Raw genomic sequence first — 25,147 nt, 5'->3', positions numbered from 1 at the left:
TCAAAACACTACATACGTTTGCGTTTCATATACAATTGTAGTCCGGTGACTGCTTCTTTTTTCACTTTGTTTGCAAGAGCAGGCCACCAACCGAGTGCATAACCAATCGGTCCCATTGCCATCCCAAGCCACTTCCACATGGAAAAATGATCTTTGTGTTGGATGATTTTACCATCTTTGAAGGTAAACCTTGCATGGATTTTGTTTTGTACGAGTCGCCCTGTTTTGCTAAAACTATAATCAGCTTCCCAATTTGCAGAACCTTCTGTATCGTTTGCTTTGATATTCGAAAATCGAATGGTCAAATTTTGACTTTTTTCGAGTAACATAAGCCACATAGCTCCCACTTCCTTTCCGTTTAATTTCCCAAACGCAGGGTCCTCAAATTGAACTTCGGGATGGTATAAAGAAACCATGGTCTGACCATCTTTGTTTTGGAAGGCTGTGTAAAACTTTTGGATCAACTCTTCATTTGCATTCATTGTGGAAAAGATTATGATTGATTCTTTCTGCACTTAGCAAGAAAAAAAGTCATGAAACGGATTCTCCTTTTTGCTTTTGGTACGAGTTTTTTACTGATTGGACTTGTGGTTTTGTTCCTTGCAGTGGGTTATTTCCAAGATCCAAAATTCCAAAAAGAAACAAGTGAGTGGCTAAAAGCAGAACCAGAAGACATTTGGAATTACATCACCGATATTAACGACCTTCCCAATCGCAGAAAGGAAGTAGTGGCGATCAAAATTTTAGAAACAAGGCAAGATGGCACTCCCACAAAATGGATGGAAACACCAGATATGGGTGGATTTATGATCTTTGAATTGAGAGAATCCATTCCCAATCGGAAATGGAAAATTGAACTCATAGATGCTAGTATCAAAATGCGTGGATCCTGGACTTACATCCTAGAGCCAAAAATTCCTGGAACCGTTGTGACCATCATTGAAGATTCAGAAATCACAAGTATCCCCGTAAGAGGTGCGTCTGTCCTTGCCGGTCGCGATGCCACATTACTAAAAGAAATGGAATTCATTCGCAACCGGTTTAGCGGTCGTTAGGGGAATGTGAATTTATTTTAATCCTTGGATCCACTCATCCATTCCCTTACAGATTTTACGAACTGTTTCCCCATGGAAAATGATTCCAAGGTGTCCCTGTTCATAATAGGTGGTCACTTTGTTTTCCGATTTAAGATCTTTTAGTTCGGTTAAACTTTCCTCGGGAACAATTTTATCAACAGTTCCAACTACACTATAAATCGGCATCGTGAAATTGTTTAGAAAATTTTCCGTGTAATTGATACGACCATCATTTGACCAAAAACTTCTTTCATTGGAAATTTGGCTTTGGAAAAATTGCATGATCACAGAAACCGATTCTTCGCAAAACACGTCTTCCATGAGAAAATACCATTCAGGAGGAGTGATTTCTTTATATCCCACAAAGTCTTTGATGGTTAGCGATTTGGTTCCAATATTATAACTAAAACTTCTCAGACTGGAATGGAGGTTTAAAATCAGTTTGAAGAATTTTTTAAGGTCGATGGTTTGGATGGTGGCTTGCATAGAAAAACTTGCCATACTCAAAATCATATCGGATATCATTTTATGAGGGAGCAGATTAAACCCACGTTTCAATGTATCCAAACCAATAAAATTGGACTTTAAGCTGATATAGTTCGGAGATGTGATCGAAACAATGCCAGCAATGTATTCTTCAGGTTGTGGTAAATTGAACTCTTCTTTTTGTTCTTTAATCGTATCATAGGAAGACACATAAAATCGTGGGATCATTCCACCCATACTGTGTCCTACAACGACTGTCCTTTCACTTGGGTAATGCCAACGAATCCAACGTAATACTTCCGGGAAATCGTCTTGGATGTAATTATCAACAGTCCATCCTTCTTTTTTCCCATGTTTTGGCATGGTTTGTCTGGACCTTCCTCGCATATCCATGAGGAAAACACGGTATCCATACTTTAAAGCTAATTCTTTTGCGAGTTTGTCCATCACGGATCGTCTACAAAAAAATCCAGGGATGAGCAGTAAGTTTTTTCCAGTATTGTTTAGTTTTTCAGGGATAAAACTTTTGAGTGAAACCGCATAACCATCAGTAGTTGGAATAATGAAGGAAGCATCCATTCTATATTCAATGTTATATTGGTGAGATTTGAATATAATGGAGGTTACAGGTTCTTTTTGGTCTTTGGTGGTTGTATAAAAAAGGTTTCGAGAATTGGAAACTGTATCTGCCTTTTCGATATTCTTTTGGGCAATGTAATGGTCGTTCCCCGATTCCATCTCTTTTGCGACAACAAACTCAATCACATCAAAGAGGGAATAAAGTTGTAAGGTGAGTTGCCTGATTTGGTCATCGGGGATAGGGTCTTTGGTGATGCCCCATAAAATACCGATGGGATTTTCATTCACAAAAAGTGGAATGCCAATCGCATGATTCATCGTTTCAGAAAGAAGTACCTTTTTTTCAGGATGAATTTCTTCTTCTTTGAGGTTCACAAAGGTGACTTCAGGACGAAGCCCTTTATTAAAATCGATGATGGCTTTGCGGATAAAACGTGCTGATTCGTTGCGTGGGTCGGCCAAATGGATGGGTCTCGATTTTTTGATGTATTCTTCGATCCCTGGGATTTTTCGGCGTTCCGCGATTTCTTTCAGTTTGAAATGGGTCGCAGTGGCCACAATTTTCATTTCGTCTTGGTCAATGACTTCAAAAATGGAAAAATTGAAAATGGGATCATCGTTGAAATCGACGAGAGATACCATTTTATTGGTGAAGGATTGCCATATATTTTCCAAAAATTGGAAAGTGGTTTTGGGCACCGGGAAAATGTAAATTTTGTCCGGACTAACCATGAGATTTTTGTTACTTTCTCTGTTGGAAATTTTGATCAAACGATCTTCCAACGTATTTTCTTCAAGTGCCATTTAGCATCCTTTCTATTTATGTGCCTGTGCGGTACGCTATAACTCTATTTTCGACTTTTCATATGCCTGTGAACTAAAAAATAAAGCTAATATGCAACAATCTGATTTCGAATCCATTCCAAGAGTATCCGTTCCCGAATTAGACTCCATTTTAGGAAAACCTTTCCCAATTTTGGATGATGGGTTTGTCAGACTCGTTGATTACATGGGCTCAGATGAATCGATCGTTCAGGCGGCACGCGTTTCGTACGGAAAAGGAACAAAAAAGGTAAATGAAGACAGGGGTCTCATTCGTTACTTAATGCGCCACAGACATAGCACTCCGTTTGAAATGTGCGAACTAAAGCTACATGTTCGTGTTCCTATGGACACTTGGCGCCAATGGATCCGTCATCGTATGGCAAATGTCAATGAATACTCTACGCGTTATTCCGTAGCCATTGACTCTGCACAAACCACTTTGCCTGGAGAATGGAGAGTGCAATCGATTGGGAACAAACAAGGAAGTGATGGCTTTTTAGAATCATCCAAAGGCGATCACCTAACAAAGCGTGAAACGGAATTTCAAAAATTTGCAAACGATATTTACAATGAAAGATTGGAGATGGGAGTTGCACGGGAACAAGCGCGAAAAGACCTTCCTCTTGCCACATACACAGAAGCGTATTGGAAAATCGACCTTCATAATTTATTACATTTCTTAGCTCTTCGTATGGATGACCATGCACAATTGGAAATCCGTTTGTTTGCCAAAACGATTGGAGAACAAATTGTGCAAAAATGGGTTCCTCATACTTGGGAAGCCTTTGTGGATTACCGTTTGAGTGCCCTCCACTTGACCAAATACGACACAGAAATCATTGCGGCATTGAACCTATCCGGGAAAGACGGAGCCAAAAAGAAGGCAATCGAACTAGGAATGTTAGACGAACAAGGTTCTACTGCTAAGAAAAGCCGAGAACGCGAGGAATTGGAATACAAATTGTCTCAATTGGGGTTTCCGATCCCTTGGTAATCTGAAACCATCCATTTCTTTTTCTAGAATTTGATTGATAATTTATTTCCTTATGATTGTTAGAGTGATTATGAGCCTCAAAATCTCTCTAACAATTCTTTTTCTCTCCCTAACGACCGTTTCTCTTTCGGCGGAAGAATTTGCTGTGGCAACCTTCACTCGAGGAAAGGTGAGTTTTTTATCGGCATCCGATACATCCAAACTTTGGAAAACACTCAAAGTAAATGATGTACTAAAACCCGGAGATCGTATCAAAACGGGAAATGGTTCCAAAGTGGACTTTTTGTACCAAGAAACAGAAATTCGAATCCAACCAAATACTGACTTTACCTTACAAGAATGGAGCTCCGACAAAAAAGTTGCCAAAGCCTATGTCCAAAACGGAGCCGCTTGGTTTCGTGTGAACGGTTTCAAAAAAGGAAGTTTTGAAGTTTCAACACCTACTACTACGGCAGGAGTTCGTGGCACCGCCTTCGGTGTGTTTTTCGAAGAAAAAGAGAAAAAGGGTTACACTTGTGTTTGTGAAGGTCTTGTGAATATCAATGGAACCGAGTTTGCAAAAGGAACTGGTGGTGCCAAAAAAGAAGGTGCGACAGAACTCGAGAAAAACGAATACAAAGATATAATCACAAAAGACGGAGCAACGATTCTTTTGAAAGAAAAACGTAAAGAATTTCCAATGCTCAATCGTTGCCTTCCATGCCACAAACCAATTGGATGGGAAGATAAAAGTTTTACTCCGGATGAAACCTACGGTAATAAGTGAGAATCAATTTTAGGTTCATAGTTGTATTTTTCTTCTTCGCATATCCTATCTTAGGCGAAGAAGTTGTGACTACTAAAAAAGAAGAACCAGATGGCTACTATGGTTTAAAACTAGGTGCCATCATCACTCCCACAGCTTCCTTACGAATTCGAGATAAAGCCTCTGGAACCACGGATCTTTCTCCTTCTGAAAAATCTGGATTTTCTTTGCCTTGGACGATGTTTTCCATTTCCAAAGAATGGGAGGATTTAGGCATCAAAGCAGAATTTTGGGGAGAAATCTTACGAAATGATGCATTAACCAACGATACAGCAGCGGGCACTGGCAATAAATCCAATCCCTATGTTTTTCTTGTACGACGAGCCAATCTCTCCAAAACTTTTGAACTTGGGCCAACCAAACACCAACTCCAATTTGGGATGTTTGAATTACCTCATATGTTTTCGGTATGGTCTGGGTATTATGACTGGCGTTACTTTGATAAATCACCATTGGAATCGCTAGGATTTGCAAGAGTCCCAGTGGATTTAGGAATCAATTATATATTACGTTGGAAATCCTTTTCTTTGCAAACAGCAGTTGTGAATGGAGATGGGTATCGGAATGTGCCAAACACAACGAACACTGGTTACGATGTGATTGGTAAAATTTCTTGGGAACCAACTTGGACAGAAAACTTCAAAACTGGATTTCACCTACTTGGTCGAGCATCGAATGCGTTTGGTTATGCGAGTGATGAATGTAGAGAAGGAAAAACAAAATGCCTTTTGGATGACGGAAATCCCAATACAAGAAAACAAGGCCCTGTCTCACTCAACCAAGAACAAGTGGTTGCCTTAGAAACGAATCTCCTTTGGAAAGAATGGGTCAACTTAGGCCTCGGGGGAATGTTCAAAAAACAATTGGGGGGAACCATCGTTGATCGAATGGCACCTTACCAACCAGGAACCATGATTCCAGAGACAACGGGCCGTGGTGCCTATCTTTGGTTGGGGCTTGGGAATGGTGTTCTTCGTCTTGTGACCCGAGGGGAAGTTGCCACAGGTGGTCCGAGTCCTGGTCTACGAGCCACAGAATCGGTGGAACGAGAACCATGGGTCCGATTCCAACCTGGAACCGCAGAACCTAGGTATTCCGATCAGTCTTACTATGTTTCCAAACAAATTTTTGCAGAATGGTTGTTTACGGCTTCCACCAGGTTTGCTCTGGGTTATACAGAAGTGCGTTCTTATGACACAAAAGGAGAACCCAATAAATGGTATGTAGACAGTACCGGGGAGGCATCAAATCGTGTCGAATATATAGAACAGTTTTCAAAACCTGTTTCCTATCCCATCTCCGAATATGGAAGATTGGATCGGAGTATTGTTTTGAAAGCCACAGCTACGTTCTAAGATAAAGTATATGTTTTCTGAAATCCAAACCTTCATTGAATCCCAATTGTCCTCAGGCAATTTTTCGTTTACCACTGTGTTCTTTTTAGCGTTAGGAGGATTATTTGCAGGTTTATTACCATGTGTTTATCCCTTGTATCCGATCACAGCTGGCATTTTAAAAACACGTGTCGCCAAACATAAATGGTCACATCCACTCGTGTATTATTTTGGACTGGCACTCATGTATGCCATCTTTGGTTTGATTGCTGGTTTGAGTGGAGGGGTGTTTAATTCTTTTTTACGATTTCCAGAAACACAATTTGTTTTAGCAGTTTTATTATTTGTTTTGGGACTTAGTGTTGCCGAGTTTTTGTATTTCCCATTTTTTTCCGGGGATTTAAAAAATTCGGTAAACGTAAATTATGCGAATACTTTCTTTTTAGGAATGGGTGCAGGTTTGTTGTCGTCACCTTGTGTAGGTCCTGTTGTGGTTTCCATCTTAGTGCAACTTATCACGTACCAAACAGAAGGTTTTAAAGTATTACCCATTCTATTTACATCCTTTAAAATGTTTTTATTTGGTATGGGACTTGGGATCCCTTTTTTGATGATCGGTGTGTTTGGTTTGTCCTTACCGAAATCGGGAAAATGGATGAAGTATATCCAATGGGTTCTAGCCATCCTTATCTTTTATTTTTCGTATACCTATTTAGAAAAGGCATTTGATCTTTGGGGTTTTCCGGAAGGTCTCAGTGCGAAAACATTTCTCCTCTGGTCAATCACTCTAATGTTTTTGTACCTTCAAAAGAAAGAAGGAACAAAAACAGACAAAATGAAACAATCTCTCTATCAAATTGTTTCCATCACCACAATCCTAGTTCTCTTTTCATTCCTCACTGTTTCATTCCTAAAACAAGAGTTAGGTGGCGAGAATGGTCTAGGAAACTCTGGTAAAACATTGATTACCGAAGAACATGGAAATTTGGTTTGGTATCGAAATGAATCAGATGTTTATGCTTTAGCTAAAGAACGAAAAACACCGATTTTCATCGATTTTTATGCGGACTGGTGTACAAATTGTAAAGAATTTCAGAAACTCACTCTTTCAAACAAGGAATGGAATGATACATTTCAGAAAGGAGTTGTCTTGTGGAAAGTTGTTGATACAGATCCAATCTTTGAAACTTTTTCGGCTGATCCAAGATATCCAGAGTTAAAAATAGGACTCCCTTTCTTTTTGATCCTGAGTCCCGAAGGGAAAATTTTGTACAAATCCAATGACTATTTAGATACAAAAGGGATGATCGAAACCATTCAAAAATGGAAAAAATCGTCTTTATAGAGACAAAAGAAAACCATGCGAATCCATCAACATTAGATAGATTCGCATGACATTTGTTTAGCGAAATTAGCGGGGAAGGGAATTGATCGTTGATAAATATTCAGCTGCGATTTCTTTTACAATTTCTCCAGCAGGTTTGACGACGTCAATTTGAGCAACACCTTGCCCTGCAGACCAAATGTCTCGCCATCGTTTGTATTCCTGTTCGATTGCTTTTTCTCCACCTGCATGGCCCGCGGCAATTTTTTTAGGACCGTCTTCCAAAATCTCAGGAGACTTCTCTACAGATTTTGCCAACCAATTGGCTGGGATCCCTGAGATTTTTTCTGTATACACAATTTCGTCTGGGCTTGAATCGATTAACATCTGTTTGTATTCATTCTGAGCTCTCGATTCTGGAGTTGCAATAAAACGAGTACCGATATAAACCGCATCTGCGCCTAGTGATAATGCGGCCGCCATTTGAGAACCATTGGAAATGGCACCGGCGGCGATCACAGGAAGTCCTGTTTCCTTTTTGAGGTATGGGATCAGGGCAAAAGGAGTGATCGCACCCGCGTGACCACCTGCTCCTTGGGACACAGCGATGAGTGCATCGGCCCCAGACTTTGCGACAATGTTCGCGTGTTTGAGAGTGGTCACATCACAAAAAAGAGCTGAACCATTTGCTTTGATTTCTTTGGCGATCGTTCTCGGTGTACCAAGACTTGTGATGATTAATTCCACTTTTAAGTCCATTACCACTTCAAATTGTTTTGCCCAATTCGGATTATGTTCCTTATGTAAAATCAAATTCACTCCGATCGGTTTTTTGGTTTTGGAACGGATTTCTAAAATTCCTTCCCGTAATTGTTCTGGAGTTCGGTAATTGAGTGATGGGAAACAACCAATCCCACCTGCTTCCGATACGGCCACAACCAATTCTGGGTATGAGACGAGAAACATCGGTGCTGCTATGATTGGTAGATCAATTTTTAACATTTCACTGATTTTTGTTTTGATTTTCATAAATCTCCTGTTATACGATTATGGCTGAGTTGGTTTCGGTGTTAGGTTAGGAAGGTCTGACGGATAACGACCAGATCTAGGAATGCAACTCATTGCAAATCCTTGGATGATATAACAAATGGAATCTTGTGAAATACATTTGAGCGACTTTTGGTATTCCTGGCCATCGATCTCAGTAGCGATCGAATAACACTCCATTTTGTCTTCCATGAAGAGCTGTTGGGGACTTTTGGTCTCTTGTGACCAAAGAGTAGAAAGAGACAATAATAGTAAGGGAAGTAGGTAAAAAAATGATTGGAATCGAACGCGATTCATTGAATGTAATCCTGCTTTTCCTATAGGAATTGAAAATTGAAAGAAGTCAAATCATATAAATCCATTCTGATTCAGATTCAATTTGTTCTTTTTTTCCTTTGGATTCTTTTCTTTCAAAATTGTTTTGACCTTCATTCGGAAAGCAAAGTAGAAAACCAATTCGAGCAGTCGGTATACCTAATCGACAGGTTTTATTTTTGGTCCGAAGAAGAAATTTCAGACCCCGAAACAATTCCCAATGAAGGATGGTTGCCGTTCGAGGCAAAGTCATTAGGTTTTAAAACAAAAACAAAAGAGTATTTATACATCAAGTTTAGTGACCAATTCATTCGCCAATTGCAAAGTCCAATCCTGTATTCAGAAATTGCGATAGAAAGATTTAAAGTATTCCAAGGGAAAGAGATTGTTTATCAATCAGATGTATCTGATTTTATTTTTCCTCATTTGATCCCTTTAAATGCAACCCCCCAAGGTTCCATTTATATCCAATTCCAATCTCGGTACCTAGGTTATATTGGAATGGATCAGGATGTAATTTTTAAAAACCATTCTCAAGCACTGATTGATTTGTTTATGGAAAACTTTTCCAAAACATTTTTTGCACCGGTTTTACTCGTGTTATCTTTTATATTCATGGGATTTTATTTTTTGCGAAAGAAGGAAATGATTTTTTTGAATTTTTCCATTCTTTTGATGTCTGCTTCATTGATGGAAGCCTTAAATGGTTTTGTTGGATTTTCACTACGGCAATATTCATTTTATATCATACCACTTACGTTTATCAATTTTACTTTTTTCCCATTTGCTTTGTTGTTATTCTTAGTTTGCATTTTCCCTCCATTTTTCAGAAATTTATTCAAACTGGTTGCATTTGTTCATGTGATTGTATTTTTACTTTCCATCTTTCGACACTATGAAGATGGAATCTCTTTTTTAAATAGCGAAGAAGGATACAATTGGATTGTTGTTTTAGAAGCCACTATCGCAATATTTTCTTCGATTTATGTTTTCATTAAAGGAAATCGACAGGTAAGAGAAATCATCTTTGGGATACTCATCATTGTGATCTCGGGTCTTCATGATACGTTTGTGGATTTAGAAATTTTGAATCACCAATTTAGAATCATCCACTATGGATTTTTTCTGATGTTAGGTTTTTTTGGATACTACGTGTTCAAACATTATTGGGAGTTACTCCATTCCATCAATCGTATGAATGCTGAGCTTCGAAACAAAAATAAGGAATTACAAAGACTCATTCAAATTGATAAGGATTTAGCTTTAGCAAATGCCTTACAAAAATCTTTATTGTCCTCTAAATACAATGAGGATGAAAAAATTCGAATCATTGGGTTTTCGCAAAACTTAGAATCAGTAGGAGGGGACTATTTTGATCATACTAAAGATAGTATGGGGAATTGGGCCATACTCATTGCAGATGTCTCGGGTCATGGGATTTCCTCTGCTATGGTTGCTGCTATGTCGAAGATGGCTTTTGTTGGTGCAGGGCCTTATTTACAATTTCCTGCAAGAGTGTTTCATTTGATGAATCGCCATTTAGTAGGAAAAACAAAGAATTTATTCATCACTGCGGGATATCTCTTTATAGATACCGAATCTTATACTGCAACGTTAAGTAACGCAGGTCATCCGAGTTTTCTTCTCATTCGCAATTCCGAAAAAGAAGTGAAACCACTCACAGCCAAAGGAAAACCATTAGGTCTTTTTTCCCACCAATCCTATGAGGAGGAAACCGTAAACCTCCAACCAAAAGACAAAATTTTACTCTATACGGATGGGATTTTTGATCTCTTAAATGAAGAGGGAGAAAGTTTTGGAGAAGATCGACTCAAATCATTGTTATGGGAATATCGATTCCACAATATCCAAGACCTATCGAGTATCCTACAGGATTCTTTGTTTCGATTTTCGAATGGTTGGAGACACCAAATGGATGACTTAAGTTACTTATTGGTTGAAATCAAATAATAGATTCGATTCCAATTTTCTTTGGAGATTATCTTAGATTTGAGAATGAGAACTATAACGTTTGTACCCATTCCTAATCGGAATACAATTCCGAGAGTGGAGATGGATTCCTTATCATTTTGTCAGTGAATCCAAAATTTTATTACGAATCAAATCGTTTGCTTCAATCAAAGTTCAGGATTGATGATAAAACGAATTGGGTTTCCTTTTTTTTCTTCTAAGGCATGTAGGAATTCGTTTGTATCTTCCAATTTGTGAATCCCACTGATGGATTTTGTTAAATTGAGTTTTTTCTCTTGGTAAAGTTGGATGAGTTCGGGAATGGCGCGTCTATCGGAACCATAGGAACCTGTGATCCGAATTTGCCTTTCAATGAGAAAAAATGGCATAGGAATTTCGAGTTTGTTTCTACCAATGCCAACAAGGACAATCCGTCCGCCTCGGTTCATGGCACGGACACTACTTTCGATATTGGGCATATAACCCGTAAAATCACATAAAAGATCGATTCCCCCCGATTTTTCTTTTAAAACCTTACCCACTTGCATATTCTTTTCAACTAATATGAGTTCGTCGGCACCATACGCTTTTGCATTCTCCAAACTTCCACTGTCAATATCGATTGCAAAAATTTTTCCAGCACCGAGGGCTTTCGCGATAGCTACTGCATGGATTCCAAGCCCACCACAACCAATGATGGCGATGGTTTCCCCTGTTTTTAGTTCTCCTTGGTATTTCACAGCATGGTAAGGAGTTGATACAGCATCAGCTAAAATGGCACCTTCTGCAAAAGGGATTTCCTCTGGTAAAAGATGGAGGTAACGTTCTTCCGTTTGGATGAATTCTGCAAAACCACCCCTTTGGTTAAAACCAATGACACCTATATGTTCACAAAGATTTTCTCTACCCGCCAAACAATGTTTACATTTTCCACAAGAGGTACCGGCACTCACAACCACTCGGTCACCAACTTTGAGTTTTGTAACTTGTTCCCCAATTTCGGTGACAACACCAGATGTTTCGTGACCAGGAACACATGGTGAGTATGTTGCTTTCATTTTTCCATGTAAAATAAAATGAATGTCTGATCCACAAATGCCACAGGCTTTTACTTTCACCTTAACTTGGTTTGGTTGTAAAGGAGGAATATCCAATTCTTGGATCTCTAGGGATCTAGATCCAGAAGGTAATACCGCAGCTTTCATAACATAATTCCATCAAGTTCTGATAATAACTCACTCGAATCAGTTTCGTTTAATTGTTCTAAGGTGAGATCAATGGTATCGTTTAAATAGTATTTCAAATTTTTATAATTGGATAAAAACGATTGTAAATTGGTTTTTTCTTCCTGAGAAAGTCGATTTTCCATGTTGAGTTTGCATAAAGCCAAAACTCCAAACGCAGATTTTAATTCGTCTTGATTGGATGCGATCGTAAACAACTCTCGGATGTCGAGTTCGGCAAAAGTCGGAAGTAAATCGGAAATTAATTCCATGGCGCCGATGGGAATGGCACGGTCCAAAGATTTGACATAATTCAGAAGGACTCGGTAACTTTTGGAATCTCCCACATAAGCAAGTAGGTAAACCATTCCCGACAGTAATGATTTATGGTACCCCCAAGACAACCTGCCCGAATCAGCTTCCCGTATGATTTGGTAAATCATAGCCCATACGTTTTTGTCGTTATTGGCGGCCAATTTCATCAATTCTAAGAGGCGATTTTCCCAGACTGGTTGTTCCATTTCCGATTTTAATTGGTCAATGGCTTCTAATGGAGAAATGGGTAGTGATCCTAACTTTTGCACAGCTTCCTCTCGACATAATTCTAAAATATGAGACGTAACTGTCTTTTCTTTTTTATCATGCTAATGTTTTCCAGGTACGGCCGAAACTAGTTGCATAGATGAAACGTTTTTCAGTCATACTGATGCTTCTCTTTACAGCCATGGGAGAGATGACACCGGATCAATCCAGCTCCAAAGCTACACAGTTAATTCGTGTTAGTTATGGACTTAAGGATAACTACGAGTTTCTTCGCATTTTAAATTCAACAATCAGTAACCGAGGGACTGAAGACCAAAAAAAATACTTCAAACGTTGCGTACAACACCACATTGAATCCGAAATCTTACATCTGCAAATGGATTTGGGTAAATCATATGCAGAACTACGTAGAACCCAGGGACTTCTCATCCAATTGTACATCAATGTATTGGAAGATGAAATTGAAGAATTGGAAATTGAATTGGGAAGATTGGCAAGGCTTGCCAATGGAAAAGAAAAAACAGAAACGAAATTATATTTACGTTTGGGTTATCGGGAAATCGCGGTTGCCAAACAAAAATTAACCATCGGGAAAAATATCAGGCCTTATTTGTATTTGATGAAATTACAAGAATTGGCGTATTCCTTAAAGTCATTAAAACAAGCTGAAAAATACATCGTGTTATTGGGATTATTACATGATTCCGTTGATGAATTTGACAAAGAAAGTCGGTCTTTTGAAGCAATGGTGAATGAAGTGATCCGAATCATCGTCAGTGATAAAGAAAAATACCTACGATTATTATATGATAGTCATTTTGATTCTTATGGTAGTTTAAATTATTACGAACAAATTTGGAAACAACCGGATTTACACGAACTAGCGACTGGGATTCCGAATTTTGATCCTGCTTATTTTCGAAATCCAGAAGAACCAAAAATTCCCACATTTAAATAGTTATGCGATCATTTATTTGGGAATTTCCTTTAACTGCAAGTTTCGCATTATTCCTTTTTTTATTATATCCAACGGTTTCTATTTTGATGCCAAGCTTGGTGACCGAATATTTCATCGCCACACCTGGCGAGATAGAACCCATCAATTGGATTTTATCCACTTTTTTTCACGGATCAGGAGCTCATTTACTCTCAAATCTTTTTTTTCTTTTATTACTTGGGCGAGTGGTGGAAAAAAGAGTTGGGAAAGCCAAATGGTTACTCTTCTATTTTATGGCTGGTTTATTGTCTGTGTTAGGCGACGGAATCATCCGTGGGTTGATTTTGGGAGATAAAACACCCATCGTAGGAGCAAGTGGTTCCATCTCCGGACTTGCTTCCGCAGCTACTTTACTCTCACCTTTTCGATTCCCAATTTCAAAACATAAATCCATTCCGTTTCCTGTCTTTTTATTTGGTTGGATGATGGTCTACTCTGACGTAACGAACGTATTTGCTAGAGATAATGTGGCACATTGGGCGCACTTGGGTGGATTTTTTTCCGTATTTGTGACAAGTTATTTGCTCGGTGAAAAAGAAAGACAAGAAATCAGACAGGGCTTTCTCCTTAACTTTACCTTTTTTACATTGACGATCATTCTTCTATTTTTTATCAACAATAGGTAATGAATCTAAAATTTCGAGCAAAGGATTACCTTTCCGATGACTCGTTTGAATCAGCGGAATACGAATACATTGGCAATCAAAAAGAAGGTTGGGAAATCAAACGAAATGGTTCAACCTACCTCCAATTAGGTCCAGGTTACATTCCTCTCAAAACCATTTCCTGTGGAGTTTGTTCCACAGACATCGATCGACGTTTTTTACCTTTCCCCCTTCCACAAATCATCGGCCATGAAGTGTTAGCAGAAGGACTCGAAGAAAACCAAGGAAAACAATTTGTTGTCGAAATCAACGATACCTTTGAAGCACGTGGTGACAAAAATCCAGATGTATTTTGCAAAGAAGGAATCCCCACCCATTCTCCCGAACGTAGAGTTTTGGGAATTGATCGCCTGCCGGGTGGTTTTGGTCCATATATTTTAGCGCCAGTGCATGCAGCGATCAATTTAGAAGGTGTTTCTTCCAAGGCTGCTGTTTTGATGGAACCATTTGCTGCTGCTTTACAAGCCATCATTGCCTCACCACCAAAATCTGGAGACCATGTTGCCGTTCTTGGACCAAGACGATTGGGCAGTTTGGTACTTGCAGCACTATCCTCTTACCGTAAAACCAACGGATCAAATTTTCGCATCACGGCCATTACACGACATGATCATTTGGTAAAATTGGCAAAAGAAATGGGTGCTGATGAGATTGTTGATCTTCGTATCACAAATGTAGAAAATTTAGAAAACAAATTTGATATCATTTACGACACCACTTCCACTACTTCTGGTTTTGATACTGCCTTACGAATTGCAAAACGGGAAGTGCATCTAAAAACAACGAATGGGCAAACCATGGCTGGTTTAGAACATTTAACAGAACTCGTTGTAGATGAACTTTCAATTTTACCTTACACAATCGATAATACAAATTTCCATTGGCAAAAAGAAGAAAGAACCAACAAAACTATTTTTGTTTTTGATGGCGTTTCAGAAAAAATAAAAGCTGAACTAAAACAAAAGTTCCAAGTGTTTGAAGGAGATGTAAAGACAGGTGAGACAATATTGGCTTCCAGCACTTTTGCAAGCCAAATGCCGCGTTTTGATTTAGTTATTGTTTCAAAACCAGAAGAGATTGGGTTAACCATTCGTCCAAATCCAAATCATGAAAATTCACTTGTTCGTCCAAGGGGAGCAATTCTTGTGGATTCAACTTCAACCGCGAATTGGCCGACTGAGTTTCGTTTGGTGGGAGATTTCTTCAAACAAGGAAAAGAAATTCATAGTTCTCGTTGTGGAGACTTCCATTTGGCTATTTCCCTTTTAAAAGATAATCCAGAGATCACCAAGTCTTTAGAAACTAATTTGATTTCTCATCGTTTCCCTTCTGACAAATTAGAGGAAGCTTATTTAAAAGCAAAAGATCCCTCTAGTGTGAAGGTAGTTGTAGATTTCCAATAATCATATGCCTCTAGAAAAAAACATAAAAACATCACTTGGTCCAACCCTAGAAGAAGTAGAAGAGGGGTTATGGGAAATTGATTTAACCAATCTTCGAATCTTTTTTGGACTTTCGATTTTGTCTCGAACGATTGGAGAAGAAATTGGTAACCTTTTACAATCCTTACCTGGGGATTTAGCATTTACTTACAAAATAAATCCTAACATCAATCATGAGTTAGTGGACATGCACATCCAACACGTGCAAGTGTTTGCAAGAGCTGGAATCCTCAAAGATTGGGTATTGTTTCGAGAAGAATTTGAAGAAAATTTACGTTTTGTTTTTGGATCGTTCCAACAACAATCCATCGCTAAAAAAATCCATCCTGAATTTTATGGAGAGGATCCAAATAAAAATTCCTCCATTGCTTTATTATTTCCTTTTGATACTGAATTTGTTCATCCATCTGGGTATTATATTTTGATGGAAAGGGTGCAAAGCCAAAATCGTATTGGTGATTTTTTTATTCGCATAACGATTGATTCACGGGAAGATGGTTGTTTGAATTTGGCAAATATTCATCATGAAGTGATCAGTGATGTTCACTCTAGAACCTACATTGCAGGTGCATCTAAAATCAGTGAATCACTTAGCAATGGAATCATCAATGTTGCACAAAAAGGGGAAACATTTTACGAAGAAGAAAATAGCCATTTTAGTAAAGTATTCTCACAAATCGAAAAAACACCTTTGGGTAAACTATCCAATATCAATTTTTATTGGGAGGAACAATACCGAAATTTGATTTTGAGTTCCGATCCAAGTGTTTCCCTTTCCATCTTAAAAAAACTATTTTTACTATTAGAAGATTCTTCCGCTTCTAAAAAAATCAAAGAAGGAAATACCTTACGAGCCATCATTGGAAGAACTTCAGTGTATGTAGATTTATCTCGGTTGGATCGAGTTTTAAACTTTAGTTTTAATCAGAAACGTACGTTAGTTGATTCAAGTTTCTATCTAAAACGAATGCCAATTTTGGAAAAAATTGCTAACGGGAAGGGACATCAGTATAATTTTGAAGGCATTCATATTTTTTTAATCCATCATATTACTTCTGAAATCATTTCTTTGATTGAAACATTTAGAAGACTGAAAGCAAATTCACTCAATGTTGCGTTTGTAAAATATGGTGGGAACATCCCACCCATTTATTTAGATATTTTACTCGATATACCAACTGAATCTTTTTACATGGCTGGTCTTGAGTTTAAACTCACAAAAAACAATACTCCTTATTATGGAGTATCTCCCTTATACAGTGATTTCCAAAAACATGTTTCCTTTCGACATAAATTAGAAGAAGCCAAAATGGGTTTTTTTGATGCCATGCGTCAGTTAGCAATGTATTTGTTTTTAAACCAACTTCTGTTGATTGTTGAAAAAGACGAAAAAATGATTTTGATAGAAGATGGTGGTTATGTTGCGCCAATACTGAATGAACGCGCATTAGATGGAATTTCTTTCGGAGATGTATTAACTGAGTTTTGGGTAGAAGGAAAATCTACTTCGCTTCAAAACAAATCTTTTTCAGAAATTCTAAAAACACATGTCATCGGATCGGTGGAACATACTCGTAACGGATATGATCGTTTGACCAAAGTGAAAAAAGAGAAACAGAATTTATTTTTACCTGCGTATTCTATTGCGATCTCCACAGAGAAAACCTTGGAAGAATCAAAAGAGGTAGCACGTTCCATCATCAATGCAATTGAAAATACCCTTCATGGAATAGGAAAAGTTTTATCCAAACGAAAAGTCCTTCTTTTGGGAGCAAAGGGAAACATCGGTGGTTTTTTAAAAAAATATTTAATAGGTGGTTCCTTACACGAATCCAACTTGGATATTTTGGAAGTGGATCGTAAATTTGATAAAGATTCAAATTTCGAAAAACAATCTTTCCACTCGATAACTGAATATGAGTTTGCAAACATTGATTTAGTGATTGGTGTAACGGGAGAGTCAATTTTAGAACCAAAGGATTTTGAAACTTGGATTCTTAAAAGTGAACACAATCAATTATTTTTAGCATCTGGATCGACTAAAACGGTCGAATTTTCTAATTTCATCCAATGGACCAATGAATTAAATTCCAGTGAAACTCCCAAACTAAATGGAAAAGATGTGAAAATTTCTTTCCATAGAATTTTGGATCCTCAAACTCAAATGGATTTAGGTTCGAAAATCTTATTTCAGGTTCCAGACTTACAATTAGAAAAAGAAATTTATTTAATTAGCGATGGAAGCCCAGTGAACTTTTTGTTTTTCGGAGTACCTACTGAATCCATGGATCCGATTATTTCTCAATTAGCGAGTGTATCTTTAGGAATGGTGAACCAACATAAAACAAAAAATCTACCAAAACCAGAATTATATGCAGTTGATCACCAAATTGATGTTTGGGGAAGTTCACTTTGAGTAAACACGGTTTTTTTCAAATTACCCAAAAATTGTTTCTACGTGATGGAAACTTATTATTAGTTTTACGCGATAGAAAATCGGGACATGGTGACCTTCCTGGTGGTCGAATGAATGAAGACGAATTTTTTGAAGATTGGACAGAGAGTATTTCCCGAGAAATCAGTGAGGAACTTGGTCCTAATATTAAAATCGAGGTGAAGCCAAATCCAATCTTTGTTTATAAACATCGAGTGAATGAAGGAAATCACCCTTGTATCATCATAGCCTATGATGCAAAACGAATTGAAGGAAAAGTAGAATTGTCAGACGAACATGATTATATGGAATGGGTTGATATCAAATCCTTTGACCCCAAAAAACTTTTTTCGGAGTATATGTTGGAAGCTGTCCAACTTTATTTAAAACAATATGCATAACCTTTATGTACCACCATATAAAATCTTAATATTCATCGTATTGTTTGGAATTGGATATGGTTCTGCAACCTACTTAAAGGATCTCGAATCCTTTCAACCGACACCTAAAATAGAAGCACCAAAATCCGATTTTAGTTTTAACTTTGATTTCAAATTTGATTTTAATTTTAGCAAACCTGAAGTTGATGAAGAAATTCAAAAACCGATCAAAACATGGAATGAAGTTACCATTCAAACAAATGGTGCAGATAGAAAATATGGAAACTTAGTAGGAATCCAGTTAGTTCTAAAACCTGAAGATTACGTAAAAGAAGAATGGTGGAAAGAACGAATTGAAGAAACTTTGATCAAAGGTAAGTCTTCCGGTATTTTTGATCGCAAAACTATTGTTATTTTTCCTGAACACATTGGAAGTGGACTCATTTTTCTCAATGAAAAATCTAGATTTTTAAATTCAGATTCCTTAGCAGAAGCACTCAAAACGAAAGGCGAAAACTTCAAACTTACTGATTTGATTTTAGCAAAATCGGAACTAATGGCAGAAGTTTACGTTCGTACTTTCTCCTCGTTAGCAAAAGACTTTAATGTTCCCATCCTTGGTGGAACCATTGTTTTACCAAATCCTAAAATTGTAAAAGGTAACCTTGTATTGGATTCAAAGGGTCCATTGTACAATGTGGCGATCCCTTTCTCGGCAGATGGAAAATTAATGGAGCCATTGGTAAAAAAAACCATTTTGTCGGAAGAAGAACAAAAAGTTTATTCTCCAGGTGAAACCAACCAAGATCGGATTTGGATCGTACCAGGTTGGAAAGTTGCTATTTTGATTGGACAGGATGTATTTGAGTCTTATTTATATAGTCGCCTAACAGGGAAACCAATTGATGGAATCATTTCACCCGCGTCTGTGTATCCTGATATGAAATGGTCTGGTTTGGATTTAACTGATGTAAACGTTTGGAAACGAGAAGGGATGGCAAAATACATCAAATCTACTAGAGCACAGGACTTGGTACAAGTGTTTCTCTCTGGGCATTTATTTGAGAATCATTGGAATGGCAAAACTTTCAATTTGAGAGACTTTACATTCGAAGACCAAGTGATCTCGGTAGAAAACCCTACAATCTTAAATTTGTACTTTTAAATTTATGACTGTTAGGCAGATTTTTTGAATTTTAAATTTAGAATTTCATTTAAAATCCGTTTGACAGGGCACCGAATTCACAAAAAATTTTCAGAGTTATGCCACAGAAGTCTCTACCTAAAAATGAATTTTATGTAAAATGCCCCTTATATGCAAAGGGACTTTCTGTTTGCCCGAGTTCCAAGGATCGTTTGCAGTCCGAGGATTTGGAAAGATTGACCTCCCATTGTGTGCAAGATTTATACAAAGCTTGTGACATATTTTCAGCTAAGAAAGAGAAAGAACAAGCAGCCTAGCCGTCATTCATTTTGCGAACTTTTTTAAAGTATTCGTAAATTTTCCAGTCTTCTTCACTGAAATTTAAATCGTCTAACACGAGTTCGCCACGACTACTTTCGTAAACAATTTTATCCCCAGCCACTCCCCACAATCGTTCTAAGAAAAAAGGGAAATGTTCCTTTTTACCAGAAACTTTCCATTTCATTGGTTGGTTAGGATCGTTTTGGTTGGTTGTGATAAATTCATCCTTGCCAGTTAACCTCCAAGAATAGGCTTCTCTCGTGACAATAGGAATTCCGCGATTGATGGAAGGAGATTTACCTTGTTGGTATGAGACTTCTTTGAAATACAAGTCTCCAATTTTGCCACCCACCACATAACCAGAGTTACCGCTATTGTAATAAAATTTTGGAAGGACTATGTCTTTTGAAAGTAAAGAAACACGTTTGGATTCTATGTTGAGATAAAATAAATGATAAGCTCCACCTACACCCGACCAAACCAAATATTCGTTTCCGATCGACGAAATATGATATTGGATTTTTAATTTTGGATACGGGGAAGGAAACAATTCTCCCGAAAGGAAACGCTCTGGTTTTGACGTTTTTCCAGTTTGTTCGACGAAAAGTTGATTTTCAAAAAAGTATAATAAAATATCTCCCGAGTTGGAAATTCCCATTCCTGTTTTACACGGGATGTGCACAATAGACTCGTGTTCTAAGGTTGAATCCGAAGTTGAATACCCAAATAAGGCACATCCACCGTATTGTTTTAGCGGATATTGAACTGCAACATAATTTCCGTTAGCCGACAGTTGAATGGAATCAGGTCGAAGTTTCAATTCGATCGAGTTTCGATTGTCATTAACCAAATCTTTAAAAAATAAAGTTTTGTTTTCAGTCCAAACGATTTTAGTTCTGTCCTCTGATACCGCAAACAACCTAGGTTGGTTTGGTTTATTTTTGGATAAAACTTCTGCACTAGAACGATTTGCCGAAAGACGATCTTGTAATAATACAAGTGCTTTCTCAAATTTTTCTTTCGCTATAAGATCTTCAATTTCAGAAACTAAGGATTCATGTTTGGATTGGCATTGGCTGAGAGTCAAAAAAGTAAAAATGAAAAGGAAATAAAATTTCACTGAGTCTCCAAGATTTCCCGGATTTCTTCCGAGTGGATTTCTTTTGAAAATAATTCCATCGCCGTTTTTCCAACACGTTTTGTATCGTAATAAGCAAATGTACCTGTTACCACCGCGCCACCAATGGGAACCCAACGCGCAAATTGTTTTCGAATGATGGATTTGGAAATCATAATCCCCAGTTTTTCTAAAACGGATTGAAATAATCTAACGGTTGTTGGGCGAATCAAAATTTTGAAACTTGATTCTTCAATAATTTTGCGAAATACTTGGGCCCCGCCATGTTTGAATAAACAATACAGTAACAATTCTTTGGTTACTTGCACTTCTTTTCCATAAAGAGCTGCGATGTCCATAATCAAATGGCCTTGGATGCGGTAAACCATGAGTAACTCAGGGAGAATACTCAAAATTCCGAGTGGCCCTGGGGGAAGGGAACAGGTCGCGCTGATGAGGCCAGATTTGAAGGATGCGTTCTGAACTAAATCTTTGAGTAATTCTTCGGGAGGTTGGATTGTGGGAGCGTAGGGGCTTCTGTAGTCCTCAAACCCAGCAAATAACTCGATAAGACCCTCTAAAAATCCATTGGATTTGCCCTGATGTGGGAGTTCGTTCACGTGTTTCTTAAATCCTCATTAGATTTTGGTTTATCAAAAACAGGCATTCTGTATCCTTTCCATAGACATGATAGATAGATTGAAAAAAATTCAAGAAAAATACCTGCGTATCGAGGATGAGCTCGCAAAGGCCACCGCATCGGATACTTTGAAGAATCTATCGAAAGAAAGATCTCGCCTAACACCAGTATATACAAAAGCAGACGAATATCTCAAAATCACCAAAGATTGCCAAGATGCAAAAACATTATTAGAGTCGGAAAATGATCCAGACATGCATACGATGTTGAAGTCCGAGATTGAAGAAGGTGAAAAAAAATTAGAAGAGCTGGCAAAAGAACTCGAAATTATGTTATTACCTCCAGATCCGAACTCTGGCAAAAGTATACTTGTGGAAATTCGTGCCGGAACGGGTGGCGAAGAATCTGGTTTGTTCTGTGCTGACTTGTTTCGTATGTACAACAAGTATGCGGACAAAAAAGGAATTCGAACTGAAATCATCGATATGAGTCCAACTGGGATCGGTGGTTACAAAGAAATCGTATTTTCTTTAGATGATGATAAGGCTTATGATTTATTCAAATTTGAATCGGGAACACATCGGGTACAACGAATTCCTGAAACCGAATCGGGTGGAAGGATTCATACCTCTGCTGTCACCGTTGCCATTCTTCCAGAAGCCGAAGAAAAAGAAGTCGAAATTAGAGAAAGTGATCTGCGAATCGACGTATATCGTTCGTCAGGTGCTGGTGGGCAGCACGTCAACACAACAGACTCTGCGGTTCGGATCACACATATTCCAACTGGTATCGTGGTTGCTTCCCAAGAAGAACGTTCCCAAATTAAAAACCGTGACAAAGCGATGCGAGTTCTCCGAGCAAGGATCGCTGACCAAGCAGCAGAGTCCGCCAAACAAAGCGCAGACGCACTTAAAAAAGCCCAAGTCGGTTCTGGTGATCGATCGGAAAGGATTCGTACTTACAATTTTCCGCAAGGACGTTGTACAGACCATCGTATCGGTTTTACGAGCCATAATCTTCCTTCGATTATGGAAGGGGATTTGGACGAATTAATTGATGCATTGGTGCAGGAAGATCGGTCTAAACGTTTAGCAGAAGCCAAAGCTTAAAAAGAAATATTTTTTCCCGGAATTCGGTTGAAACCAATCCGCTAATTGTTATTTTTTAGTGAGGAAACAAATACCATGACTCGCAAACGTTGGATCTCCGCTTTTTTGTTGGTGGCACTACTTTTTTTGAGTCATTGTGTTCCCAGAAAAAAGAATGACTTAGTCAGCGACGATTTTCTATTTTTATACTTACTCAATTCCATCTTAAATGCCAGAGAACTTGATTGTACGTTCTCACCTACGAGTTCCGATGCTTTATACAATGACCAATGGCATCTTTTTAATTACGGACAATTTGGTGGGATAGCAGGGGAAGATGCAAACGTTCAATCGGTTTGGAACCAAGGTTATTCTGGAAACCAAGTCATTGTCAGTGTAGTAGATGATGGTATTGATTTAACTCACGAAGACTTAAAAGACAATATTTCTATTTCTACTAAAGGTTTGAATTTATTTAACAATACACTTTTTCCTTCGCATGCTTATTCATCTAGTTTCCATGGATCTGCCGTGGGAGGTGTGATCGGTGCTCGTGGTGGAAATGGAATCGGTGTTAGGGGAGCAGCTCCGTGTTCCAAATTAGTAGGTGTCAACTTATTAGAAAAATCTACGATCTATACATCTGATGAATACCGAGCCATGGTCAATGAAAGTGGGAAAGTATTCATCTCCAATAATAGTTGGGGGTCTCCTGATACCTATGGTTGGTTATGGCCTTCTAGTTCGTTATGGCAACAAGGAATCAACGAAGGCATTAGTCTTGGTCGTGGTGGAAAAGGTACTGTTTATCTTTGGGCAGCTGGAAATGGAGCCAATGGAGCTACTGTTTCATCACCTTTGTTAGTGGACAATGCCAATTATGATGGGCAAGCCAATTACTTTGGTGTCATGGCAATTGGCGGGATTGGCCAAAATGGTCAGAAGGCATCGTATTCAGAAGAAGGAGCAAACCTTTGGGCCGTAGCGCATACGCAGGGCAATGATGCTTCTGCTTACACCACAGCCATCACAACCACCGATGCAGCGGGTGTGTTTGGGATGAATGCTGGCGGAACCTCTGGTGATTATACTTTTGCAAATTATACAAGAAGGTTTAACGGAACGTCGTCTGCAACACCACTTGCGGCAGGTGTAGTTGCCTTGTTATTGAGTAAGTATCCCAATTTAACTTGGAGAGATGTGAGAGAACTTGTCGCGTATTCGGCAAGACAAAATGATATTTCTGATGGCGATTGGGTGACAAACGGTGCAGGTTTACATGTCAATCATAAGTATGGATTTGGTGCCGTGGATGCAGAACAATTATTATTAGCGGCGAGCTCTTGGACTCCGATTACAACACCACAAAGGATCGAAGATATGGGTTCTATTCCTTATGGAGATGCAATTCCAGATAACAATATAACTGGCGTTACTGTGAACTATCCTGTATCCTCTAGCATAAGTTATATTGAATATGTAGATGTAGAAATCACAACCAATCATATCTATTTTCCAGAACTTGGTATTGTTGTGACGTCTCCCAATGGAAACACGGCCAGTGTGCTTGCCGAACCACATGCCTGTGCCAATCCATCCACCAATTCAGGTTGCACGTTTGGGAATACATCCATTGCAACTATGACAGGTTCTTCCACCTATCGATTTGGAATCGCTCGTTCTTTAGGTGAGAATCCAAATGGAGTTTGGACGATTCGAGTGTATGATGACGGTGTGGGTGATACGGGAACCATTCAATCTGTCCGTATGAAAATCTATGGAAGGTAATCCAATGAAAAATAACACTCACCAGAACATAACGTTTGCCCACTTGGGAATTTTTATTTTTGTGATTGGATTGTTACCAAGTTTTCGATTGGAAGCGAAGGATCCACCGAACCAAATTACATTCAAAGAAGGTGGAATTCAGAAAACATTTTATCGGAATCCAAATATGGAAGCAGAATTCATTGAACCAAACCAAGTGACATCCGCACCAACTAAGAGTTATGCGAATAAAAATATAAAAGTTGGTTGGAATTTTAGATCTCCAGGGAAACCTTTAATCAAAAATAAAACTAAATCCGCAATCGAAACCAAAGTGACTGAGGTATACAATCCAGGGAATGGTTATGGCCCCAATATTGTTTTGCCCGGAATTGTAGTTGTTTCATTTCAATTTGACCAATCCAAAGAAGTCATCTATCAACTTGCTAAAAAATACAATGTACAAGTGTTTCATATCTTTCATCCTCGTTTGGCAAGTTTCCAATCGGAACCAGGTTATCTTTCAGTGGAAAAAGCGAATGAACTTCTGAACGAGTCTTCAATTTTAGAAGCATACCCTGAAACAGCAGTGGAAAAAGTTTTAAAGTAAATGTGAAACCAATGATTGGT

General features: G+C 38.3%; 24 protein-coding genes. 16 read left to right on the top strand and 8 right to left on the bottom strand.

What is annotated here, in order from left to right:
* Nucleotides 1–8: 8 nt before the first annotated feature.
* The gene (locus EHQ59_RS12460; protein WP_135619958.1) at nucleotides 9–482 is read right to left on the bottom strand and encodes a nuclear transport factor 2 family protein; all 474 of its coding nucleotides are present in this window, start codon (nucleotides 480–482) and stop codon (nucleotides 9–11) included.
* A gap of 51 nt (nucleotides 483–533) precedes the next feature.
* On the opposite strand from EHQ59_RS12460, the gene EHQ59_RS12455 reads away from it, so the two are divergent.
* Entirely contained in the window at nucleotides 534–1,055 is a 522-nt protein-coding gene (locus tag EHQ59_RS12455) for an SRPBCC family protein (RefSeq protein WP_135619957.1), read from the top strand.
* 12 nt (nucleotides 1,056–1,067) lie between these two features.
* Here the strand turns inward: EHQ59_RS12455 and EHQ59_RS12450 are convergent, their stop codons facing one another.
* On the bottom strand, nucleotides 1,068–2,945 hold the full coding sequence (locus EHQ59_RS12450) for an alpha/beta fold hydrolase (RefSeq protein WP_135619956.1): 1,878 nt from the start codon (nucleotides 2,943–2,945) through the stop codon (nucleotides 1,068–1,070).
* 91 nt (nucleotides 2,946–3,036) lie between these two features.
* On the opposite strand from EHQ59_RS12450, the gene thyX reads away from it, so the two are divergent.
* From thyX to EHQ59_RS12430, 4 genes are read left to right on the top strand one after another with little or no spacing between them, the layout of a single operon-like run.
* Entirely contained in the window at nucleotides 3,037–3,960 is a 924-nt protein-coding gene (thyX, locus tag EHQ59_RS12445) for an FAD-dependent thymidylate synthase (protein WP_135619955.1), read from the top strand.
* A 52-nt stretch (nucleotides 3,961–4,012) separates the two neighbouring features.
* Entirely contained in the window at nucleotides 4,013–4,726 is a 714-nt protein-coding gene (locus EHQ59_RS12440; protein WP_135620030.1) for a FecR family protein, read from the top strand.
* A complete protein-coding gene (locus tag EHQ59_RS12435) occupies nucleotides 4,723–6,120 on the top strand; it encodes a hypothetical protein (RefSeq protein WP_135619954.1) in 1,398 nt (465 codons plus the stop codon). Before EHQ59_RS12440 ends, EHQ59_RS12435 begins: the two co-directional genes overlap by 4 nt.
* Nucleotides 6,121–6,130: 10 nt before the next feature.
* Entirely contained in the window at nucleotides 6,131–7,444 is a 1,314-nt protein-coding gene (locus tag EHQ59_RS12430; RefSeq protein ID WP_135619953.1) for a protein-disulfide reductase DsbD family protein, read from the top strand.
* Between the two features lie 66 nt (nucleotides 7,445–7,510).
* Here the strand turns inward: EHQ59_RS12430 and EHQ59_RS12425 are convergent, their stop codons facing one another.
* Together EHQ59_RS12425 and EHQ59_RS12420 are read right to left on the bottom strand one after the other, a co-directional pair.
* Nucleotides 7,511–8,452 carry an NAD(P)H-dependent flavin oxidoreductase gene (locus EHQ59_RS12425; protein WP_135619952.1) on the bottom strand — a complete coding sequence of 314 codons (942 nt, stop codon included), beginning with the start codon at nucleotides 8,450–8,452 and terminating at the stop codon, nucleotides 7,511–7,513.
* An 18-nt stretch (nucleotides 8,453–8,470) separates the two neighbouring features.
* The gene (locus tag EHQ59_RS12420; protein WP_135619951.1) at nucleotides 8,471–8,767 is read right to left on the bottom strand and encodes a hypothetical protein; all 297 of its coding nucleotides are present in this window, start codon (nucleotides 8,765–8,767) and stop codon (nucleotides 8,471–8,473) included.
* A 36-nt stretch (nucleotides 8,768–8,803) separates the two neighbouring features.
* Here EHQ59_RS12420 and EHQ59_RS12415 point away from each other — a divergent pair, with 36 nt between their 5' ends.
* The gene (locus EHQ59_RS12415) at nucleotides 8,804–10,756 is read left to right on the top strand and encodes a PP2C family protein-serine/threonine phosphatase (protein ID WP_135619950.1); all 1,953 of its coding nucleotides are present in this window, start codon (nucleotides 8,804–8,806) and stop codon (nucleotides 10,754–10,756) included.
* A 167-nt stretch (nucleotides 10,757–10,923) separates the two neighbouring features.
* On the opposite strand, the gene EHQ59_RS12410 is transcribed toward EHQ59_RS12415, so the two are convergent.
* Nucleotides 10,924–11,961, bottom strand: coding sequence for a zinc-binding dehydrogenase (locus EHQ59_RS12410; protein ID WP_135619949.1), 1,038 nt, complete (start codon nucleotides 11,959–11,961; stop codon nucleotides 10,924–10,926).
* Complete coding sequence (locus tag EHQ59_RS12405; RefSeq protein ID WP_244245528.1) at nucleotides 11,958–12,500, bottom strand: hypothetical protein; 543 nt, start codon at nucleotides 12,498–12,500, stop codon at nucleotides 11,958–11,960. The genes EHQ59_RS12410 and EHQ59_RS12405 overlap by 4 nt, the downstream gene beginning before the upstream one ends.
* A 161-nt stretch (nucleotides 12,501–12,661) precedes the next feature.
* On the opposite strand from EHQ59_RS12405, the gene EHQ59_RS12400 reads away from it, so the two are divergent.
* The 7 genes from EHQ59_RS12400 (at nucleotide 12,662) to EHQ59_RS12370 (ending at nucleotide 19,901) form a co-directional block, all read left to right on the top strand.
* Nucleotides 12,662–13,480, top strand: coding sequence for an adhesin OmpL37 family surface protein (locus EHQ59_RS12400; RefSeq protein ID WP_135619947.1), 819 nt, complete (start codon nucleotides 12,662–12,664; stop codon nucleotides 13,478–13,480).
* A 2-nt stretch (nucleotides 13,481–13,482) separates the two neighbouring features.
* On the top strand, nucleotides 13,483–14,145 hold the full coding sequence (locus EHQ59_RS12395) for a rhomboid family intramembrane serine protease (RefSeq protein WP_135619946.1): 663 nt from the start codon (nucleotides 13,483–13,485) through the stop codon (nucleotides 14,143–14,145).
* Complete coding sequence (locus EHQ59_RS12390; protein WP_135619945.1) at nucleotides 14,145–15,587, top strand: MDR/zinc-dependent alcohol dehydrogenase-like family protein; 1,443 nt, start codon at nucleotides 14,145–14,147, stop codon at nucleotides 15,585–15,587. The genes EHQ59_RS12395 and EHQ59_RS12390 overlap by 1 nt, the downstream gene beginning before the upstream one ends.
* A gap of 4 nt (nucleotides 15,588–15,591) precedes the next feature.
* Nucleotides 15,592–18,042: a hypothetical protein gene (locus EHQ59_RS12385; protein WP_135619944.1), complete on the top strand. Its 2,451-nt coding sequence runs from the start codon at nucleotides 15,592–15,594 to the stop codon at nucleotides 18,040–18,042.
* The gene (locus tag EHQ59_RS12380; RefSeq protein ID WP_135619943.1) at nucleotides 18,039–18,461 is read left to right on the top strand and encodes an NUDIX domain-containing protein; all 423 of its coding nucleotides are present in this window, start codon (nucleotides 18,039–18,041) and stop codon (nucleotides 18,459–18,461) included. The genes EHQ59_RS12385 and EHQ59_RS12380 overlap by 4 nt, the downstream gene beginning before the upstream one ends.
* The gene (locus EHQ59_RS12375; RefSeq protein ID WP_135619942.1) at nucleotides 18,454–19,605 is read left to right on the top strand and encodes a carbon-nitrogen hydrolase family protein; all 1,152 of its coding nucleotides are present in this window, start codon (nucleotides 18,454–18,456) and stop codon (nucleotides 19,603–19,605) included. Before EHQ59_RS12380 ends, EHQ59_RS12375 begins: the two co-directional genes overlap by 8 nt.
* A 98-nt stretch (nucleotides 19,606–19,703) precedes the next feature.
* Nucleotides 19,704–19,901 carry a hypothetical protein gene (locus EHQ59_RS12370; RefSeq protein WP_135619941.1) on the top strand — a complete coding sequence of 66 codons (198 nt, stop codon included), beginning with the start codon at nucleotides 19,704–19,706 and terminating at the stop codon, nucleotides 19,899–19,901.
* Here EHQ59_RS12370 and EHQ59_RS12365 read toward each other — a convergent pair.
* A complete protein-coding gene (locus tag EHQ59_RS12365; protein ID WP_135619940.1) occupies nucleotides 19,898–21,025 on the bottom strand; it encodes a hypothetical protein in 1,128 nt (375 codons plus the stop codon). The two genes, EHQ59_RS12370 and EHQ59_RS12365, sit on opposite strands and share 4 nt — an antisense overlap.
* Nucleotides 21,022–21,642 carry a hypothetical protein gene (locus EHQ59_RS12360; protein ID WP_135619939.1) on the bottom strand — a complete coding sequence of 207 codons (621 nt, stop codon included), beginning with the start codon at nucleotides 21,640–21,642 and terminating at the stop codon, nucleotides 21,022–21,024. The genes EHQ59_RS12365 and EHQ59_RS12360 overlap by 4 nt, the downstream gene beginning before the upstream one ends.
* 67 nt (nucleotides 21,643–21,709) lie before the next feature.
* Between EHQ59_RS12360 and prfA the strand changes: the two genes are divergently transcribed.
* The 3 genes from prfA to EHQ59_RS12345 all read left to right on the top strand — a co-directional run bounded on the left by prfA (nucleotide 21,710) and on the right by EHQ59_RS12345 (nucleotide 25,127).
* Nucleotides 21,710–22,771 (top strand): peptide chain release factor 1, encoded by a 1,062-nt coding sequence (gene prfA, locus EHQ59_RS12355; RefSeq protein WP_135619938.1) that lies wholly within the window; start codon nucleotides 21,710–21,712, stop codon nucleotides 22,769–22,771.
* A gap of 75 nt (nucleotides 22,772–22,846) precedes the next feature.
* Entirely contained in the window at nucleotides 22,847–24,538 is a 1,692-nt protein-coding gene (locus EHQ59_RS12350; protein WP_135619937.1) for a S8 family serine peptidase, read from the top strand.
* A 4-nt stretch (nucleotides 24,539–24,542) separates the two neighbouring features.
* Nucleotides 24,543–25,127, top strand: coding sequence for a hypothetical protein (locus EHQ59_RS12345; protein WP_244245516.1), 585 nt, complete (start codon nucleotides 24,543–24,545; stop codon nucleotides 25,125–25,127).
* The last annotated feature ends 20 nt before the right edge of the window (nucleotides 25,128–25,147 follow it).

It is taken from the genome of Leptospira kemamanensis (genome assembly GCF_004769665.1).
GTDB lineage: Bacteria > Spirochaetota > Leptospiria > Leptospirales > Leptospiraceae > Leptospira_A > Leptospira_A kemamanensis.
Note: the sequence above shows the minus strand (reverse complement) of the source record. Positions and strands in the feature narration are given on the sequence as shown.